Below are 20,102 nucleotides of genomic sequence, written 5' to 3'. Positions count from 1 at the left end.
ACAAGGACCTTTAGCTCAGTTGGTCAGAGCAGACGGCTCATAACCGTCCGGTCATAGGTTCAAATCCTATAAGGTCCATTTGGTTTTTAAACGTCATATGTTATATTCGAATTTCCATCACAAAACGTCTTAGTTGCTTCAAACTTCTAAGACTAGAATCCGTTGCAGATTGTAGCGGATTCTTTTTATTGGACTGTCTCCTTTTATTAACAAATGGCATAACATAAAATTAGCCGTTTACCAATTGTTATTTCTTCAAACTTAAATCGATTATTAAGATGTTCTCATTAGAGCATCTTTTTTTTGATACTTAATAATATGGAAGTTTTCTCAAGTTCTGAAAAACCTAAATATGGTATTATTTAATGGTATTCCTAACTCTTCTATGCCATATATTTTTGAAATAGGCGCTCAATTTAATTGAAGCGTCTTTTCTTTTTATAAAACACAATGTTATACTATTTTCTAAACAATTAATTTATTTATAATTCTATACGCATACAAGGGGGAATTCCTTTGGTAATCTATAAAGATGAACAACGTGGAACATACTACTTCGTCACTAGAATCCGACAATTCGATGGAACACTAAAACAAGTAAAACGTCGTGGGTTCAAAACAAAGAAAGAGGCACGGGAAGCTGAAGCAAAAATGTTAGTGGAAAAGGAGACAACTTCAAGTTTAACTTTTTCTCAAGCTGCTGATAGCTATTTTAATTGGTATTCGCAAAGAAGAAAGCAATCATCAATAGAAACAATAAAAAATGTAATCTACAATCATTTAGTAATAGAGTTTGGAAATTTAAAGGTGGAGCAGATTATTCCTAAACATGTCATGAATTATCAAAATAAGATTATTAATAAGTATTCAGCTAAGCATCTAAAAAAGATTCATGCAGTCCTTTCTGCTATATTTAATTTCTCAATTAAATTTCATGGTTTAACAAATAACCCCGCAAAAATTACAGGGAATTTTGAAAAAGAATCGAATAAACGAATGAATTTTTGGGAATTTGAAGAGTTTAAACAATTTATTTTAGCTGTGGACGATCCATTATATAAAACATTTTTTTCAGTACTTTATTATAGTGGAGCTAGAAAAGGAGAGCTTATGGCATTAACATGGTCAGACATTAATTTTGATGAGAAAACAATTAACATTAACAAAACTGAATATAATCGGCAAGTTACGGAACCTAAAACAAAAGCATCTAATCGAATAATAATGTTACCTAGCTTTATAATGGATATGTTACACGACATAAAAAAAACTGCCGCCCTAAACGCACCAGTTAAAAGTGATTATGTAGTTTTTGGTGAGTTTTACAATAGTATATCTTCGAGTACCTTACGACAAAAATTTATAAAATATATAAAAATCGCCCAAGTAAAAAAGATCGTGCTACACGAATTCCGACATTCTCATGCATCATATCTAATAAATAAAGGTGTTAGTCCACTTATAGTAGCACAACGTTTAGGTCATTCAGATGTTGCAACAACTTTAAATACTTATAGTCATTTATATCCATCAAAACAAGCGGAAGTAGTTGCTTTTATGGAGAACGATTTGGTATAATCGTTACCAAGATGTTACCAACACTATTCTAACCGTTGATATTGCTTAATTCACAAAGAATCCTACTTTCCAATTTAATTTCTTATCTGTGTGAGTCTCTAATACCGTTTTATAATCTACTTGATCATAAGATACACTTTCTTTCCAAGCAAAGCTACCTGTGATACTTGCATCGGCATTTGGCCCTTTATCATTTACTCCTACTTTAACACTTCCACCAAGTGTATACCCTACCTCAGAAGTGACCTTTGCTGAAGTCATTGTATTAACTGGGGCAGCTTTATGGAACTGAGCACTATCACCACTTGTTATTTCTGCTTCAGTATGATAAGCTGATGGCCATTTTAAGCCTGCGTTATAGTATCCACTATTAACTGTATATTTAGCATCAATATTACTACCATCAGTGGTCACAATTGCAATCTTTTTATCTGCGTAAGGATCCTCAATAAAAGAAACCTTTATCGAATTTTTGATATTCTGCTTCATGTCATAAGTAGTTTTAAAACTATTATAGACCTTCCCACCATTTTGAAGATTTTCTACAGTTCCTTTAGAATCTGCAAATGCAGATGTTGCTTGTAAACTAAATGATCCAGACATAATAACGGACGCTACCGCAACACATTTAGCTATTTCTTTTGCTTTTTTCATACAGACAGCCACTCCTTCTTAAACATTTAAAAGATATAAATATATTATTTCTAGTTCGCAAAAATAGAGATAGATTCATAGCCATACAATATAGAAATTCATTAACTTTTATGACACTAACTAAAAACACATGTTTCACTAATCTTCCTCTCACTATTATTGATAACTATTATCAATAATATTAAAACATAAAATACAAATTTAAAATTATTGTTTAAAAAAATACAAAAAAATTATAGAATTCTTCATTTCGAGAATTACTATATTTTCAATTACTTATTACAGCCTATATTCAGATACATTATTTCCTTTCCATTCATAATAATCTAAAATTCCTTCATAAATGGCTTCTGCTGCAATTTGTCTGCCATCTTCCGTAGATAATTTACTGTAATCAATACCATTATCTATAAACGCCAGTTCCGTCAACACAGCTGGCATGTCATTTTCCCTTATTACATGAAGGTCTCCATGTTTAACTCCTCTGTCTCGTGTTTGAAGTGCCTCTACTAAACGTGTTTGAATTTTTTCTGCTAAAACACGACTTTCTTCCACATGAGGATTTGTTTTTTCGGATTTAGAAGATTTATAGTAATATGTTTCTGTCCCTTTTGCATTACCATTAAAAGCATTTGCATGTACGCTTATAAAGATATCACCCTGATTTTTCTTAGCAAATTTAACACGTTCCTGTAAAGAACTTTTTTGATCATGCCCCGGTCTATTATCAGATTGACGAGTTAATAAAACTGTAAATGGTGTATGCTTTTCAAGTAATTGTTGTAGACGTAAAGAAGTGTCTAGTACAATCTTACTTTCAGGTAATCCCTTTGTGGATTTCCCAGGATCTTCGCCACCATGTCCAGGATCAATAATGATTGTTTTGCTTTCTAATGGGTTTTGGGGACGATGTTGCATCATATCTGTTTTTGCAGTAAGTTGAGCAGCTTCAGCACGTGTTATAAATCTATTTGGTTGCCAACCGTTCTCAGTACCATTGGAAATTTTCAAACCGATTAAAATATTGGCATATTTTTCTCCCCAATGCCCTTTTAAATCTTCAAATTTAACCTGCTCATTATGATTTGCTGCGCTTTGTAGTTTATATGCATTTACTAGCATCGTAGCCATAGCAGCACGAGTTACTTTTCCGGATGGATTGAAGATTCCATTTCCCTCACCTTTAACAATACCAGCTTTTTCAGCAGCAGCAATATACGGAGTAGCCCAGTGGTTTTGTGAATCTGTAAATGATGGTTTTGCATTAGAGTCAATTTGTATACCTAAAACTTTTGTCATAATTTTTGTAGCCGAAGCTCTGTCTAATGAGTCATTTGAACCGAACGTTCCGTCTGGATAGCCATTCAATACCTGTTTATCAACTAAATAATTAACGGATTTGTCCGCCCATGCAGGAACATCTGGGAACTTATGAGTATTTGCAAATGTATTAGATGAGTAGGTTAATAGACTTCCAGCAAGAATTCCTGTAGCAATTAATTTGTATTTCAAAATGTAACACCTCTATCAAATTATTACAATTTGGTAAATATATCATTTATAATTAATCTTTAAATAATACGACCTTGAATAAAGAATAGATTAAGTTGTTTATATTAATATATATCAGATAATAAATTTAAAATCGAATTATTGCTCCAAAAATAATCCTCGGACATACACTTATAGATAAAGATTATTAAATATACTCACCAACATTTTGTAACTAGTATAGTTACTTATACATACGAGTGTCAATTAAAATAACCTTACAATTTTGTAAGATAATCACCTTAATAGTAAATCAAGTAATTATTAAATAATATAAATAGTTACTAGATATAATAAAATAACACTCTTAAATTTTGAACAAAAACTAATTGTTTTGATAGGAAAATAACTTATAACACCCACATTGTTAACAATGCTTTTGAATCCTACTTTACTCTATAATTCTCTGTTATATCCCAACGTGAATGCTCCTATAATATAGTCAATTGCTGCAATGAATATATTCCCTCAAAAAACATCTCCAGAAGCCATCGAAAGTAGCCTTTATTAATACACCTACACAATCCATCTTTTCACTCCCCTAAGACATCCTCAAATTTTACAAGGAATGAAAAAAGAAGAGGGATACCTTCCCTCTTCACTAAAAAAATTAAAAAACACCTTAATTTATATCCCCTGCCTTTTACAATCTCACGTCTATTGATAGCCCGTTTAATTCTTCAATTCTATTTTCATAGATTCATGTATTCTTCTAAAGTCTGCTTTTGTTCATATATATTTTCAGCAATATCTCCTACATAGCGAATATGCCAAGGTTCATATGCATAACCTGTAATACTTTCCTTCCCCTTAGGATAACGAATGATAAACCCTGCACGATGCGCGTTTTCTTTCAGCCATTTTCCTTCCTTCGTATTAGCAAAAGATAGCTCTAATTCATTGTTCGCACTTTTAGAAGAAACATCCATTGTTAACCCTGTTTGATGTTCGCTATGTCCTGGTTTTGCCGAGAAGCGATCCGTATGCTCTTGTCCTTTTCTTTTCACATTGTTCGCATACAGTCGTTGTTGATAGTCATAGGAACGAAATCCCGAAACAGCATTTAACTGAATCCCCTCCTGCTTTGCTAAATCAAATAACTTTTCCAGTGCTTCTGCCGCCTCTTTACGGAGGTGGCTCTTTTCTACCGTTCCACTAAATGAGAATGGTACATTTGGTACAACTAAATCCTCTGGTTTATAGTCTTCGGGTAATCCATATTCCTTATTAACTACAGCCTGTATACTAGCAAAAGAACTTTCATTGTATTTTGATTGCCCTTTTCCTCTACTATCTTTCTCTTTATTTATGGAGTTTTCACGAGATTCATAGTTCGTCTTATCTGGTTCTTTACCAATAGATTGATTGGTGTAAATTATAAAAATACCTAACATCATAATTACACAACTGAAAATCCCTACTAATTTAAGTCTCATTATTCATTTCCTTCCTGCAACTCTTACTGTTTCTCGTTCATAATATCTCAACCATATCAAATTCATATTAATTTGAAGTGAACTTTTGTTCTTAACATATTTCTTAATAGAAAGACTGTATATCCTTCTATTTGTTTGACATCATTAAGATGCTCACAAATATAAATAAATTCTATGGCTACATATAGATAAAAAATCTAAAAATTTATATAATGAGATTAGAAGTGTAGCATATTATTGTTGAAGGGTCTTGGTATAATGCTAGGCATTAATGTAAAAAAAACAAATGAAGAGTTAATTATTTCATGGCAATTGGCGGAGATTACAATTCCATTACGTGATGTGATTGAGGTTACCGAAGATGCTACCTATGCTGGTGTTGAAGACGTAGATGTAATACGTATTGGAGCAGCTTATGGGACAACAGACCGTATTTTAATTAAAACAGTAAAACAAAATTATGTATTATTTACTACAAATAAAGTTGCTATTTTAAATGCCATTCAGACTTAAATATAGGAGTTTTCTTGGCTAAAATGATAAAAATAAGCACATCTTGTTATAAAAACAGATGTGCTTATTTTTAATTTCTATGCATTTTTACGTTTTAAGAAAATCACTCCACCAACAATTAACAGTAATGCTCCTGCAGCCATAGAGATCCAACTTGTAAGATTAGTACCTGTTTGTGGTAACCATCCAATTTTAGATTGGATTTCTTTCTTAGGTTGTGGTTGTTCTTTTACTTGCTCGTTAGGTTGCTCTGGTGTTGGAGTATTTTCATCCGAATTCGGCTGTTCTGGTTTAGGTTGTTCCGGCTTTACCTCTTTAAATTTCACTGTTTGTCCCTTATCTTCAATTTCAGCGTGAATAGCTATTAATATATTATCTTGATACAGTTCTTCAAATACTACTACTTCTTTACCTTGTAATGCAGAAGCATTACATGTGAAATCTAGTATGATAGAACCATTCTTCTCTTTAGCAGTAAACTTAGATTCTACTGTTACCTCTTTACCATCAACTAATAATGGCTTGTTTGTTGCTTTATCCATTAGTTTACCTTTTACAACGTACTCTTTACCCACGATTAAGTCTTTGTATTCCACTTTATCTTGGATTGTTACAGATTTAGAAGCGTCTAACTCTTTAGAACCATCAGCTTTATTTGTAGCTGTCGTTTTAATAGAAGGTTCTACAAACCGAACTGTTTGACCTACATCATTAATGTCAGCATGAGTTGCAATTACTTGACCTTCATGTAATAAGTCTTCAAACACGACTACTTCTCTTCCTTGCTGTTCAGCACCAACAAAAGTAAAGTCTAATGTTACAAAACCGTTCTTTTCTTTTGCAGTAAACTTCGTTTCAGCTGTTACTTCTTTTCCATCAATTAATAATGGTTTGTTAATAGCTTTGTTCATAAGTTTACCTTTTACAGTGTACTCTTTACCTACAACTAAGTTAGTATACTCCACTTTGTCTTGAATAGTGATAGAATCCTTTGAATGAATCTCTTTTCCACCATCAGCTTTGTTTGTAGCTGTCGTTTTTACTGATGGCTTAACGAACTTAACTGTTTGACCTTTATCATTGATATCAGCATGTGTCGTAACAACTTTTCCGTCTTTCAGTAACTCTTCGAATACTACTACTTCTTTTTCTTCTAAACCAGTTGCATCAAAAGTAAAATCTAGTGTAATAAAACCATTTGCTTCTGTTGGTGTAAACTTCGTTTCAGCAGTTACTTCTTTACCATTTACAACTAATGGTTTATTAGTCTCTTTATTCATTAATTTACCTTTTACAGTGTACTCTTTACCTACTTGTAGATCTTTGTATTCCACTTTATCTTGGATTGTTACAGACTTAGACGTGTGCATTTCTTTTGTACCATCTGTTTTATCAGTAGCTGTTGTTTTTATTGAAGGAATCTTTTCATCTTTGACAATGTGTTTAATGATTTGACCATTCTCTTTAATTTCAAAAGAGAACGTTTCTTCATTTAATACATAACCTTTTGGTGCAACAGTTTCTTTATATGTGTATTTTCCAAATGGTAACTTTTCAAATTTAGCGATTCCTTTATCGTCTGTTTTTCCTTTTACTACTTCTTTTCCTGCTTCGTTATAAATCGTAAATTCTGCATTTGGAAGCTTGTTATTTCCATCAGCTACATCTACCTTTGTAATTTCTAGATCACCTTTGATAAGATGATTAACTGCCAATAACTCAATAATCTTTCCATGTTCCTTTATTTCGAACATAATTGGTTCTTTAACAAGAACATAACCATTTGGAGAAGCCTTTTCTACAAATGAATATTTACCATACGCTAAATCTTTGACGTTAATCTCACCATTTTTATCTGTTTTATATTCACCAATTACTTTTCCACTTGCATCTTTTAGCTCGAATTCTGCACCTTCTAATTTTTTACTAACATCTTCATTATCCACTTTAAGTAATTTTACACTACCTTTTACTTCTGTATTTTCCACTGTAAAAGTAAGTGTTTTATTGTGCTCTTTAATTTCAAAAGGATACTTTGTTTTATTTCCAATATATCCATTAGGTGTTTGTGTCTCTAAGAAATAATATTTACCATACGTAAGACCTTCAACGTTTGCAATTCCATTTTCTTTTGTTACTACTTTTTTCACTTCTTTACCATCTTCAGTGAAGACTGTGAATTCAACATTTGGTAAAACCTTTCCTGAATCACTAAGCTTTTTAATTTCGATGTTACCTTTTACTTTGTTATTTACTATTTGGACAGCTCCTGTTTCTCCTGTCTTAACTTCAATAGTTTGTGGTTTATCATCTGAAACATAGCCTGTTGGTGCTTTAATTTCTTTTAATGTGTAAGTACCAATTGGTAAGTTGTTTAATTCTGCTATACCATCAGCACCAGTCGTGATTTTTCCAACTGATTCATTATTTGCATTAAAGACCTCAAATACTGCATCAGCTAAAACTTCTCCATTTTCTCCAACCTTTTTAATTTTTAAAGAACCAGCTGCTTCCCAATTTACTGCAAGATCACTACTAAGCTTTTCTTCATTTCTTTCTAATAGTACTGTAGCATTCTGAACAGTATCCGTACCACGGTAAGCAATTGCTTGAACTTTTGTTAAGTTTGCAGCAACACTTAGATTAAATTCACCTGTTTTAGTATTTTTAGGAATTTGGATACGGAATTTCTCTCCAACTGAAAGTTGATCTTTCACTTCACCATTTTCACTAACAATTTTTACTCCATTAGGTGCATTTTTTGCTACTACTTTATAAGAACCACCCTTAGCATTTGTTTGTACTGAATATAGATTTGTTTCGAAGAATTCACCCTTTAATTCTGCTTTTTGCTTTTCAGCAGGAATCACATTCATAAAAACATCTTGAGTCTCCTCACTATTATTAGCATTACTAATAATAGCCTTAGCTGCTTTTTCAACATTTTTATTCTCATGTTTTAATTCATTTACATCAAGTTGACCTAATGCATTCCAAACTGCAAGCTGAGTTGCGTAGTGTGCCTCATTCTGATTAGCTACTCCCAACTGCTGAACACTTTTTTGCGGGAAACCGTTTAATAGGACCCTATATACTACATTATCTGTTTTCCCCATTTCAGGAAGATCTTCACCATTTGGTGATTTTAGTCCAAGAGTTAAGCAATAAGCAATTTGACCACTTGAATTTTTAATCATTTCAGTTCGAATGTGCTTTCCTAAACTATTACTATAACTCCAGTTCATTGAATATTTCTCGTGCGTCATAACCTCTGCACTAGCCCTAGGTAAAAATACATTAAGGAATAATGCCAGTACTGATAATAATGTAAAAACTCTTATAATGACTCTCTTACCCAATTTTGTAACCTCCCTAGAATAAATTAATCCGAGTATATATCGCAATATCTAAAACATTCACGATCGACCCGATTATCATTATAAAACAATAAATTACAAATATTAAATAATTTTAATGAAATAGTCAAAAAATTTACACATTTTATTATTTATCAAGTTTTTTAACGAATTTACTATATACAAATTCTAAAACACGCCTACAATTTAAAAGACAAATATGTATGTTAAATATATAAATAGCAATTCCTTTGCTCCAGTTATTAATCTTCTATTAACCTTCCCCTTATTAAAAATAGCCTTTTCATTTTCTTGTTAATCCGAGTAATTTATACACCTCTTTTAATCTATTAATTCTCTATTACGCTCCTTCATTGAGATATAAGGGTGACTCTTCATTCAAAGAATAAAGTAAAACTTTATTCAGCCCGATCCCCATCTAACTTCTCTGCTTTGAGCCTTACTGCCCACAAATAGCAGGATACATTATGCAACATTGCATTTGATAATCATTTTTAATGTAACTATAATGATTACAGGATTGCTATTAGTCCAATATTCTACATGGAGGTTTTATTATGTTTAAAAAAATTATTGTATCTTCTATGGCGCTTACTATGTTCGGTGGAGCTGCAACTATGCTAGAGGCACCTACTGCTCAAGCAGCTTCTTATAACTCAACATCATCCTCTTACTTTGATGTCACTCCTGAAGAGGCCGTGGCTTTCTATCAATCTCAAGACTATAAAAAATTAAAAGTATTTTTGGATGACTTTGAAGCTAGAAACCCTTATGCCCCAGGTGGAGGCTACGCTCAAGGTAGTGTACGTATGCAAAAATTCAACGATGCTCTTAGAGATGCCAAATTAACAAATGTCTACCAAGAATTTATTAGAATCTCTTACTACAATCATTATCCAGAACCAAAATAATCACAACGGATAAAGTGAAACTTTAATCAGTGGGGGTTTTGTTCATCCCCCACTGATTATTAGTTGAACCAATCGGGCGTTTACTGGCAGCCCGACCCCCACCTAACTTCTTTGCTTCCGCTGAATTTTGAGGTGGGAGTCTTACTGCCAGTTAATGCGGGATTAAATGTTTATTATTTCTATAACTTAGCCTAATTTTAAATGTATAACCTAAAAATAATTACTAAAAACCACTCATATAAGAGTGGTTTTTCTATTTCCCCATATAATTTAGCTGAATGTTACATCATCTTTATTTTAATATCTTTTATAGTAGACATTCTCTCGTTGACACAAACTAGTAGATTAGCAATGAAAATATCAAAATATATTTATAGGTGGTTGGAAGTAATTGTTTTCTGTTTAATAGCAAAAAAGAACACCCTCTCACAATTAGATAAGGTGCTCGTTTTCATTTTTATCGGTAATTCTCAATTCAATTTAGCTTCTTTCCAATAAGTAAAGATTAAATTAACTTAAAAACAAAGCGTTTTAAATTTAATTCATAGATCTTACTGAAACTTGGAATTGCCCCTTAGAACCATCATCATTTGAAACGTAAATTTTATATGTTCCATTCGGTAATGGAGATAAAGCATTCCGTACATTTGTAACATTAATTTGTTGTTCTCCAGGTTTTATATAACCACCAACAATTAGCTCTGTATTTGGACCTTTTACACTATATCCCATTGTATTTTGACCATTATTTTTCATAGAGAAGCTTAAGTCAGTACTCCCATCATATACGAAAGAAGTTTCAGCCTCGCCACTATAATCCATTGTTTGGGTTAATAATAAGTCTGCAGAAACATGTTCAACTACATGAATTGGATCATTCGTTTTGTGTACTTCTTCAGCATAAGTATTATTCCCTAACACACCAAGTGTTAATGCTGAAACTACTCCACAACTAAGCACTAGTTTATTTAACTTCATTTTAAGTTCCCCCTTGATGTTTGTATTCTATTACCATCATACATCCTTTTCCAAGTGCGTTTTTATGTAATAATTCATATCTATAAAACTATATATCTTAACTTTTTGTATTAACAGTTATTGAGAACCCCACATAGATAAAGCTACAATATTACGCTTCATAAAAAACATGTAAATTTTAAAGTCTTTTTCTAACAAAGTTTTATACGAGTAAGTACCAAAATACTCACATAAATAGCATTTCTATTTCAGATAAAATGTACTAATAAAATTTTTCTAAAATTTCACTTTGTAATTTGATATATTCCATGTTAATATAACGGAGGCTACAAAACAGAAGTCACCACGCATATCATTTTCACAGAATATTCATACTTTAAAAACCTTATTTTATCAGTAACTAAATCCCGATTTTACCCATACAAAAGTTAGTTGATAATTTCATATGTACATAAATTTAAATAGATTTTTTCTATTTTCCTTATCAATTTTAATACGAGTAATATAACAGCATGTTTTTCAAGTACCCTTCCTTTTTTAGATAAAAAGTCTACTAATACTAAACATCTATGTCCAACTCATACATAATTCTACTTACAAACTATCGGAGATGCAAAACTATGGGAATTTCTACTCTTTTATTAAATACCTTTATTATAATAATTTGTATCCTTAGCTATCACGTATTTTGGCTAGAGTTTAAAGAAAAAACAACATGTAATAATATGTTATTTTCTATCCTTTCCTCCATTGCTATTATTTTTTGTATGACTTTTCCTTTTCATTTACATGTGGGATTTATTTATGATTTACGTTTTATTCCTATTATATTAGTTTTTCTATATGGAAATACAAAAAACATTATTTTTATAGGAATTTTATATCTTTCTTATCGGTTTTACTTAGGCGGAAATGGCGTTCTTCCATCATTTATTATCTTCACTATTATTTTTGGTATAACAATGCTCTTTCGTTACCTATTACCTATGTATATTAAAGAAAAAAAAGTATTATTAAGCTTACTCCTTATTTTAGTATGTACAACTTCACTTTCTATTTGCGGTATTGTAACTCAAATAAATACAGGAGGGAAAATAGACTCTACTCTCATAGAATTTTTATTAAATTATATAGTCATTAATATTTTCACAGTATTATTATCAGTTTATTTAATAGAGGGAATGATTGAGAAATATAAAATGGAAGAAAAACTGCAACGGGCTGAAAAATTTTATATAGCTAGCGAACTAGCGGCGTCAATTGCACACGAAATCCACAATCCACTAACCACGGTACATGGATTCACTCAATTATTAAATGAAAAACATGCCTCTAAGCTATCTCAGGATCAATACTTAGAAATCATGTTAATTGAAATGCAGCAAATACAATCTACTATTAATAACTATTTATCTTTAACCAAACCACAGAACACCCTAAAAGAGAAAATAGATATTAATCACATTTTAAATCAGGTGAAAGATACTATTTCACCACTCGCTCTATCATACAAAGTTGAAATCAAACAAAATAGTACAGATTCCTTTTATATAAATGGGGACCCCGAAAAATTCAAACTCTGTCTAAACAACATCATCCAAAACGGAATTGAGGCTATGAAAAATGGTGGATTATTACAAATAAATATACAAAAAGTAAAAGGAAATATCATAATTGATATTATTGATTCAGGAATTGGGATGTCATCTCAACAAATAAAACGAATTGCTTTGCCATTCTATTCAACAACAGAAAAAGGAACTGGGCTTGGTACTATGATTGCTTATAGTATTATTAGAGAATTAAACGGAGATATAGAGATAGAGAGTGAATTAGGTAAAGGGACACGCTTTTCTATTAGTATCCCTTGCCAATGTGATAAAAATTTTCTGTTTAGTTAATTATATAAATGAATTTTAAGAATCCCGCTAGCTAGCTTACTTATTAATTATCTTAAATTTATAAAATAATAAGGGTCAGAGCTTATCTATTGTTACAGATACACTCTGATCCTTTAGTTTAATTACAGTAAACGCACTTAATATTTATAACTTTTCTTACATCTGGATGAAATAATAGTTTATCTCTTTTACTAATTAGATTTGTTTAATGTAAATATAGCATCTCTCGACACTTAATTTGTTATTATCGTTAGGGACATTTCCTACAGTTGTTTTTTCATTAAAGTACAGACCTTGTGCCGTTCATTGAAAAAGACAACTCCCCTTTTACTACTTTACTTCCACCGTATAATTCCCTGTTCCACCACCATACTGATACACATGTAAATAATACTTCCCTGGATACGTGTAGTAACTACCTACTAGTTTATTCCCTTGTTGCTGAGCATACGTAACATAATTATTTAAATCTGCTTCAGAATAAAGTACCCAGTTCATTCCGATATTATTTTCATTCGTTACGTTAATTTGAAGATTTTTAGCAGTCTCCACATTAATTTCAAAGAAATCACTTGTATCTCCATTTCCTAAACTAGCACGTAAAACTTGATTTAACTGCAGTTTGTTTGCTGTTTGGAATGAGTTATTCGGTTCTTTTTCTAAACTGTTATCTTCTTTCTTTTGAACAGTTACAGTCGCTGTAGCAGTATTAGTTGCTCCTTTATCGTCTGTTACTGTTAATTTCGCTGTATACGCTCCTTCTTTTGTATATACGTGAGTTGGATTTTTCTCATTACTTACAGTACCGTCTCCAAACTCCCATTTATATGAAGTAATTTTCCCGTCTTCATCTTTTGATGCGTCGCTTTTAAATGAAATTGCTTCATTCACATTTCCACTATACGGACCGTTTATAACCGCAACTGGCGCTTTATTCTCTGCACCTTCTTCTGTATTAATACCGTGGAACACAACATCATATTCAAATTGTCCTGATGCATTCACGCGATAATTTACGAAGTATGCTGTTACCGTTTTATAGCCTGTCCATTCTTTTGCGCTTAAACGTTTTAACGTATCATTAACGTTTTGTGTAATTATTTTCCAATCTTCATATTCTCCTTTTGCTGCAGTTCCTGTATATGTTCCTTGTAGTGTGAATGTATTAAAGAACTTTGATTTATTTTTCTTCACTGATACATTTTTCAATTTTGCTTCCGCCGTTATTTCTGCCGCAATATCTGAAACTGGTTTCGGTGCATGATTTGCTAAATAATCGTCTGATACTAATGGTACGTTATATTTCTCACGATTATCAAATAGCATTTGCATATAATCTTGATATTCTTTATTTAAATTCGCATCTTTACTTAATGTAGAGCGATATGCATCATATGCTGTTACATCATTTTTCCTAATAAGATCATGTATTTTATCAAACATATCATATCTCTTATTGTACATATACGATTGTAAAGCAAAGGAATAATTATAGAAATCCCATGTTCCATACTTTGCATTTAACGTTCGCTCTGCCGTATAACGCTCTGCTGGGTTTGAAGATAATCCTCCTATAATACTCTTTCTCGGTACAACATTATCCGTTCTCGTTGCCCCTGCAAAAAATTCAGCATTCCCTTCTTCAAACCAAGATAATCTTTCATTTTCATATATTTTCCCTTGACCCCATAACCCTGGTACTTCATATCTACCTTGTAAATAATGCGTGAACTCGTGTCGGAATAATTCTTCTAAACTATAAATACTTTCTTCTGGCGTACGCTCATAAGTAAAGAACGTACCTGTTCCTTCTATATAAAGACCACCATTATTCGTTTCATATCCGTACAATTGACGATTAAACTGATATTCTGCTGGGCTATTATAAATAACCATCGTTAATACATCATCAGGATTTCCTTTTTCTAAAGGTTGATCACTTTCAACCGTACGATGGAATTGTGCCTTCACTTCTTTTGCCGCCCAATATAAACGTTTTACTTTTTCTTCTGTCACTTTATCTCCAGCTTTTAAAACAATTGCCCCATCATCAAACATATACGTTTTTGGCAAATATTTTTTCTTTCCATCTTCTCTTATTTGATCTAAATTCACCACTTTACCATTTGCATCTTTTCCGCCATAATTCGTCGCGATTTGCTCAGCAGCTACGAAATATTGCTCCCCTAAATACGGATAAATTTTCATCGCATCTGTTACAACTTGTAATCCTTTCGTTCCTGTACTATGGAACGAACCGAGCCTACCTGTATAATAAATGCCATTATTAATAAGCCAACCGTTTTTTGCGGTAATCGTTCCCATTAATGCAAAACGACTTAGTTCATTAATATAACTATCTATTTTCTGATACCATACTGTATCTTTCGGTGCTTTCCTCGTATCGTACAAATACGATTGAATGTCGTAATCAACACCTTGCATAATATCGTAAATAGCATTTCCAGCTGAAAGATTATATACTAATGTAGAGAAATTATCATTATATTGTTTAAAAATCTTTGCAGCCGATGTTATCGTTTCCACATCACTCGAAGCGTTTCCTATTAACTTTCCGTATGATGATACCACTCTATTTTGCTCTAATGTACCCAGCTTGAAATTTGAATTGTTAGCTATCGCTTTTAATGCAGGTAAGCATTTATCATGATAACTCCGTTCATTTAATTTACTAAGTTCCGAATTATAAAATCCTAAATAAAATCCTGAACGTAATACCTCTACTAATGTCTCAATCCCTTTTGAATCATCCTTCGTATAGGCTTGTCCTTGCTGCTTCAATTTATTAATAATCGCCTGCATTCTACTATCATTTTGATAGAATGCTAGACTGTCTGTATTAAACTGAAATAGCCCCGTAATTTGCTCCCAATCAATGGTTATAAGTAAATCTACTAACTGCTGATTGCTTAATTGATTTAATTCAGCAATTGTATAAGTTTTCGCTACAGCTAATTGCTTACTTTCCTTTTTTACCTCAGGCGGTCTTTGTGATAAATCAGCAAATTGTATCCTTTGCTCAAAAGACTTGCTTTCGAGCAATTTCGATGAATGAGCTAATTCTTGTACTGGTAGTTGTACACCGACTGGCTCCATTTTGAGTACATTTCGATAAGAAACTTGCTCTCCCTTAGTATCTTCTGCCAAACTTACCCCTTGAAAACTCCCTAACATTAAACTAGCAAAACTTACCCCTACTAACATTTTTTTTGAATAGCCTTTCATACTCTCCCCTACCTTACATTTTTAGTGTCCCGCTCCATTATTTTACTAATTTTACTTTTTGTCCTGTATTGAGAAAAAATAAGGGAACGTTCACATATGTATCCTTGCTGCGCAAAATTAGCACTTGACTTTATGTGCGTTTTATATCAAAAAAGATAGATAATAGCAAAATTCCTGCTACATCTATCCTCGTTTTCAACACTATGATTTTAACTTTATAAACGTAACTTCCGGTAATGTTTGCATATACTGAATAAACTCATTCTTTTCTTCTGACGATATATTTTTCAGTTGCATCCCTACCTTATAAACAGTTTCTGTACCTTGCTGTGAAGCCTCCACCTCATATGAAACTATTGGAATGCCTTTCACTTGTAGCGTTTCTACTATTTGTTGTACCGCTTCATGTTTATTTATACACATTTGCACCGTTATATTTTGTGGAAATAAAAATTGCACCTTAAAAATACGACTCACAATTTCTAAACCAATTAAAACGAGAATCGTCGCTCCAATCCCTACTACATACATTCCCGCTCCAATTGCTAATCCTATGCCGGCAGTAGCCCATAAACCAGCCGCGGTCGTTAATCCTTTCACCGCCTGCTTTTGAATAATAATTGTGCCTGCACCTAAAAAACCAACTCCACTAACGACTTGTGCTGCAATCCGACTTGGGTCTAGAGACGTATGCTCTTCATACACAATATCTGAAAAGGCATATTTCGAAACAACCATTATTAACGCACTTCCTACCGCTACGAGGAAATGAGTCTTTAATCCAGCTTCTTTCGATCGAATTTCTCTTTCAATACCAATCATTGCTCCTAACAAGCCAGCAACACCGATTCGTATAATAAAATCAAAATCTACACTCACGGGCACTTCCCCCTTTCATTCATTATAGATAGATAAAACAAAAATTATCACAAACATCCATTTATCAACATGAAGGAATACCACTAAAATACACTTAATACTCCGACCATTTTATGTTAATATTTAAAATATTAACATAAAATAAATAACTTCTAATTTTAAATCTTCACTAATTTTCTAAAAAATCAAAGGTGAATTACATGAAATTAGGTTGAGAAACTTAAGAAAACGCTTTCATTTTGTGTCATAATTTTTTTATAAATACTACATAAACAAAGGAGCTTACTAACAATGAACGTCTCGTTACTTACACCTACTACTGATTTACAAGAAGAATACTTAGATTTCTATATCGAATGGAAAGATAGCGGTGAAACAATGATCCCGTGGGTTATCTCAAAAAATCCTGCTAACTTCCCAGCTATGGTTCAAGAACTTCTCGATGCGCATAACGGAATAAATATCCCTGAAACTTGGGTACCAGATTCTACATATTGGCTCGTTACAAATAATAATAGAATTGTCGGAGCTGTTAATATACGTCATAGTTTAACTGAACATCTATTTAACGCTGGCGGTCATATCGGTTATGGCATTCGCCCTTCTGAAAGAAGAAAAGGTTATGCTACGAAATTACTAGCATTATCATTAGAAAAAACGAAGGAATTAGACATCACGAAAGTACTTGTCGTTTGCGACGCAGTGAATACCGCTTCTGAAAAAACGATTTTACATAACGGCGGGCTTCGTGATGATGATTTCACTGAGGAAGATGGGAATGTAGTAAGAAGATATTGGATTGAGCTATGAATGATCACAAATAAGCGAGAAAGTGATTATACACTTTCTCGCTTATTTTACACTGCTTCTATTTCAAACTGCACTGTAATACCACTTGGATCTACTACCGTAAACCCATTTGTAGTTTCATTTATTTCATGTTGTTTTTCTATTAATCTTTCTTTCACTGCATCTAACGCTTCTTTATGCGGTAGTACAATTGTATATACCTTTAGTCCAGTTGCATGTACTGGTGGGTGTGGATTATTTACTCCGTTCCACGTATTTGCACCGATATGGTGATGATATCCTCCTGCAGAAATGAATAAGCAGTCATCTTCACGTTGTTGCACTTCAAACCCTACTGTCTCTACATAAAACTCTTGTGATTTCTCTACATCAGCTATTCGTAAATGTACGTGCCCAACGACAGTATTAGCAGGTAATCCATCAGCCTCATAATCAACGAGTGTTGCCAGCTCTTTTAAATCTAGTGGCGTACTTCCTCCTGGTCCTTCTCCCCATTGATCACGCGGACGGTCTGCATAAATTTCAATACCATTCCCCTCTAGATCTTGCAAATAAAACGCTTCGCTATATGTATGATCACTTGCACTGTTAAACCTTGAGATTGGTAAAATTTCATTTGAATATGTATAACGCCCTTCTTGCTCAGCTGGGCTGTCAATTACATTCTTATTACGAAGAACCCCAAATAGCGCAGAAGCAAAAGCTTCACGAGTCGGAACTAAAAAGGCTACATGATATATACCAGTCGTACGCGGTTCTTGCAGTACCCCGTCCTCTATCTTTTCAAGAACAAGTAATGTATTCTTACTACCTTTTCCTGCTAAATATGCTTTATTCCCCTCTTGCTTAATTACCTCTAATCCTACAACATTCTCATAAAAAGCAATTTGACGCTCTAAATCTTTCACTTTAAATTCAACATGACCAATACGTGTTTTCGGATGAATTCGTACCATGAATAACTTCATCTCCTTATCCCTATATTTTACCATTACATATAACCGTTACTATGAAGGATACAACTAAAATCATCCTATGTAAATAAGAAAAGTCAGAATTTACATACATTTTTATTTTCATAATAAAAAAAGCCTCCTTTTCTAACTTTCAGAAAAGGGGGCTTTTTAACGCTTATCTCATTTTATGTACTTCAGCAACTAGCTTTCCACCCTGAATGCCCATATAAAGCTTCACAGGTGCATCATTCGTATTTTCAAATACTAAATCTAAATATGGATATGCAATTGTAGCATCTCTTCCTTGAGGAACATAACCTACCGTTTTAGAATGTGTAGTTCTCTCCACCATTTTCAGGCCAGCTTGATCTGCTGCATTGTATAAAGTTGAAGATGTTTGGCAAACACCACCACCGTATCCATCTACTAATTTACCATCAACTATTTCTTTCCCTAATTGATATCCTTTGTCTGGTGTTGTATCACCGATTAATGAATTAAAAGAGAAACGGTCTCCTTTTGCTAACACAACTCCATTTATACTCGCTGCTGACAAACGAATATTCTCAATACGGCCACCTGTTGAACCGCCTAAGTTCGTTTCATATCTACCAATTACCGTACCATTTCCTTGCGCATCACTTAATGTTGCGACTGGTTTTTTCTCCACGATCGGCAACTGATACGTAGCATCCCACATACCCACATTTAACAATTTATCTACTAATTCTTTTTCCATTAATTCATAAGAAGGTTTTCCTTCTTGCCAACTTCCATCAGGTGCTATACGTGAAGGAACCATTTTTTTGTCGACGCTTTTTCCAACCTCACCAACAACCTTTGTTACAGACTTTTTAAATTTCGCTTCATCTTCAAAATAGCCTAAACCAGATAAATCTAATTTTTTCACTTCAGTACCAGTTCGACCATCAACTAAACTAATAGTATCCTGCACTTCTGCTTTAGCCTCTACAGTGTGCCCACCAATATCACTTACCAATGCAACATCACTTACTTTTGTACCACAGCCACTCACTACAGCTACACATAACACCCCAACTAATATACCCTTTACTTTACGGAACAATATACTCTCTCCCTTTCCCCAACATCACTATTATGTATTTATTTCATTTTTATGTATGTTTTGTTACAATCATTTTACAATATGTTTATAAAATGTTACAAGTTATTTTTCACTCTATATAAATTACTCTTTTCTTTTACAAATGTCTATACATATTTACATAAAAGTTTGAGTTTGATAGAATTGTAACTTTTATGTAAACTCTCCCTTTTATCCAGTATATAC

At 32.8% G+C, this 20,102-nt stretch carries 13 protein-coding genes, 1 tRNA gene and 1 pseudogene; 6 read left to right on the top strand and 9 right to left on the bottom strand.

All coding sequences use genetic code 11. The features are described 5' to 3' along the window. The first annotated feature begins 4 nt into the window (after positions 1-4). A tRNA-Ile gene (locus tag ASE54_RS09385) sits at positions 5-78 on the top strand. Between the two features lie 438 nt (positions 79-516). Then, positions 517-1,578: a tyrosine-type recombinase/integrase gene (locus ASE54_RS09380; protein ID WP_000237490.1), complete on the top strand. Its 1,062-nt coding sequence runs from the start codon at positions 517-519 to the stop codon at positions 1,576-1,578. 60 nt (positions 1,579-1,638) lie between these two features. Here ASE54_RS09380 and hlyII read toward each other — a convergent pair. The 3 genes and pseudogenes from hlyII to ASE54_RS09365 all read right to left on the bottom strand — a co-directional run. Continuing rightward, positions 1,639-2,232: pseudogene (gene hlyII, locus ASE54_RS09375) on the bottom strand (hemolysin II HlyII); the annotation flags it as partial. A gap of 279 nt (positions 2,233-2,511) precedes the next feature. Further along, positions 2,512-3,744 (bottom strand): N-acetylmuramoyl-L-alanine amidase, encoded by a 1,233-nt coding sequence (locus ASE54_RS09370; protein ID WP_000875666.1) that lies wholly within the window; start codon positions 3,742-3,744, stop codon positions 2,512-2,514. 731 nt (positions 3,745-4,475) lie between these two features. Next, on the bottom strand, positions 4,476-5,219 hold the full coding sequence (locus ASE54_RS09365) for a M15 family metallopeptidase (protein WP_001237444.1): 744 nt from the start codon (positions 5,217-5,219) through the stop codon (positions 4,476-4,478). A gap of 258 nt (positions 5,220-5,477) precedes the next feature. Here ASE54_RS09365 and ASE54_RS09360 point away from each other — a divergent pair, with 258 nt between their 5' ends. Beyond that, positions 5,478-5,732: a hypothetical protein gene (locus ASE54_RS09360; protein WP_000900691.1), complete on the top strand. Its 255-nt coding sequence runs from the start codon at positions 5,478-5,480 to the stop codon at positions 5,730-5,732. Between the two features lie 77 nt (positions 5,733-5,809). On the opposite strand, the gene ASE54_RS09355 is transcribed toward ASE54_RS09360, so the two are convergent. Continuing rightward, positions 5,810-9,091 carry a VaFE repeat-containing surface-anchored protein gene (locus ASE54_RS09355; protein WP_000520177.1) on the bottom strand — a complete coding sequence of 1,094 codons (3,282 nt, stop codon included), beginning with the start codon at positions 9,089-9,091 and terminating at the stop codon, positions 5,810-5,812. Positions 9,092-9,666: 575 nt separating this feature from the next. Between ASE54_RS09355 and ASE54_RS09350 the strand changes: the two genes are divergently transcribed. Then, positions 9,667-10,020, top strand: coding sequence for a hypothetical protein (locus tag ASE54_RS09350; RefSeq protein WP_000473481.1), 354 nt, complete (start codon positions 9,667-9,669; stop codon positions 10,018-10,020). A 537-nt stretch (positions 10,021-10,557) separates the two neighbouring features. Here the strand turns inward: ASE54_RS09350 and ASE54_RS09345 are convergent. Further along, a complete protein-coding gene (locus ASE54_RS09345) occupies positions 10,558-10,998 on the bottom strand; it encodes a hypothetical protein (protein WP_000773517.1) in 441 nt (146 codons plus the stop codon). 620 nt (positions 10,999-11,618) lie between these two features. Here ASE54_RS09345 and ASE54_RS09340 point away from each other — a divergent pair. Further along, on the top strand, positions 11,619-12,899 hold the full coding sequence (locus ASE54_RS09340) for a HAMP domain-containing sensor histidine kinase (RefSeq protein WP_000513024.1): 1,281 nt from the start codon (positions 11,619-11,621) through the stop codon (positions 12,897-12,899). Between the two features lie 330 nt (positions 12,900-13,229). Here the strand turns inward: ASE54_RS09340 and colA are convergent, their stop codons facing one another. Both colA and ASE54_RS09330 read right to left on the bottom strand, forming a co-directional pair. Next, positions 13,230-16,145 (bottom strand): collagenase ColA, encoded by a 2,916-nt coding sequence (gene colA, locus ASE54_RS09335; protein ID WP_000679517.1) that lies wholly within the window; start codon positions 16,143-16,145, stop codon positions 13,230-13,232. A 201-nt stretch (positions 16,146-16,346) separates the two neighbouring features. Continuing rightward, entirely contained in the window at positions 16,347-17,024 is a 678-nt protein-coding gene (locus ASE54_RS09330) for an MgtC/SapB family protein (protein WP_000109726.1), read from the bottom strand. A 291-nt stretch (positions 17,025-17,315) separates the two neighbouring features. Between ASE54_RS09330 and ASE54_RS09325 the strand changes: the two genes are divergently transcribed. Then, entirely contained in the window at positions 17,316-17,834 is a 519-nt protein-coding gene (locus ASE54_RS09325; protein ID WP_001103111.1) for a GNAT family N-acetyltransferase, read from the top strand. 47 nt (positions 17,835-17,881) lie between these two features. On the opposite strand, the gene ASE54_RS09320 is transcribed toward ASE54_RS09325, so the two are convergent. Continuing rightward, positions 17,882-18,790 (bottom strand): VOC family protein, encoded by a 909-nt coding sequence (locus tag ASE54_RS09320; RefSeq protein WP_000251641.1) that lies wholly within the window; start codon positions 18,788-18,790, stop codon positions 17,882-17,884. Between the two features lie 175 nt (positions 18,791-18,965). Beyond that, on the bottom strand, positions 18,966-19,877 hold the full coding sequence (locus ASE54_RS09315) for a VanW family protein (RefSeq protein WP_000488994.1): 912 nt from the start codon (positions 19,875-19,877) through the stop codon (positions 18,966-18,968). Between the last annotated feature and the right edge of the window lie 225 nt (positions 19,878-20,102).

Source organism: Bacillus sp. Root131, from assembly GCF_001429475.1.
In the GTDB taxonomy this organism is placed as follows: Bacteria; Bacillota; Bacilli; order Bacillales; family Bacillaceae_G; genus Bacillus_A; species Bacillus_A thuringiensis_S.
Note: the sequence above shows the minus strand (reverse complement) of the source record. Positions and strands in the feature narration are given on the sequence as shown.

Bases quoted from the DNA above. Each gene is read 5' to 3' on its own strand.
- ASE54_RS09350 (WP_000473481.1), top strand. From the start codon at position 9,667: ATGTTTAAAAAAATTATTGTATCTTCTATGGCGCTTACTATGTTCGGT.
- ASE54_RS09360 (WP_000900691.1), top strand. From the start codon at position 5,478: ATGCTAGGCATTAATGTAAAAAAAACAAATGAAGAGTTAATTATTTCA.
- colA (WP_000679517.1), bottom strand. From the start codon at position 16,145: ATGAAAGGCTATTCAAAAAAAATGTTAGTAGGGGTAAGTTTTGCTAGT.
- ASE54_RS09345 (WP_000773517.1), bottom strand. From the start codon at position 10,998: ATGAAGTTAAATAAACTAGTGCTTAGTTGTGGAGTAGTTTCAGCATTA.
- ASE54_RS09325 (WP_001103111.1), top strand. From the start codon at position 17,316: ATGAACGTCTCGTTACTTACACCTACTACTGATTTACAAGAAGAATAC.
- ASE54_RS09320 (WP_000251641.1), bottom strand. From the start codon at position 18,790: ATGGTACGAATTCATCCGAAAACACGTATTGGTCATGTTGAATTTAAA.
- ASE54_RS09365 (WP_001237444.1), bottom strand. From the start codon at position 5,219: ATGAGACTTAAATTAGTAGGGATTTTCAGTTGTGTAATTATGATGTTA.
- ASE54_RS09340 (WP_000513024.1), top strand. From the start codon at position 11,619: ATGGGAATTTCTACTCTTTTATTAAATACCTTTATTATAATAATTTGT.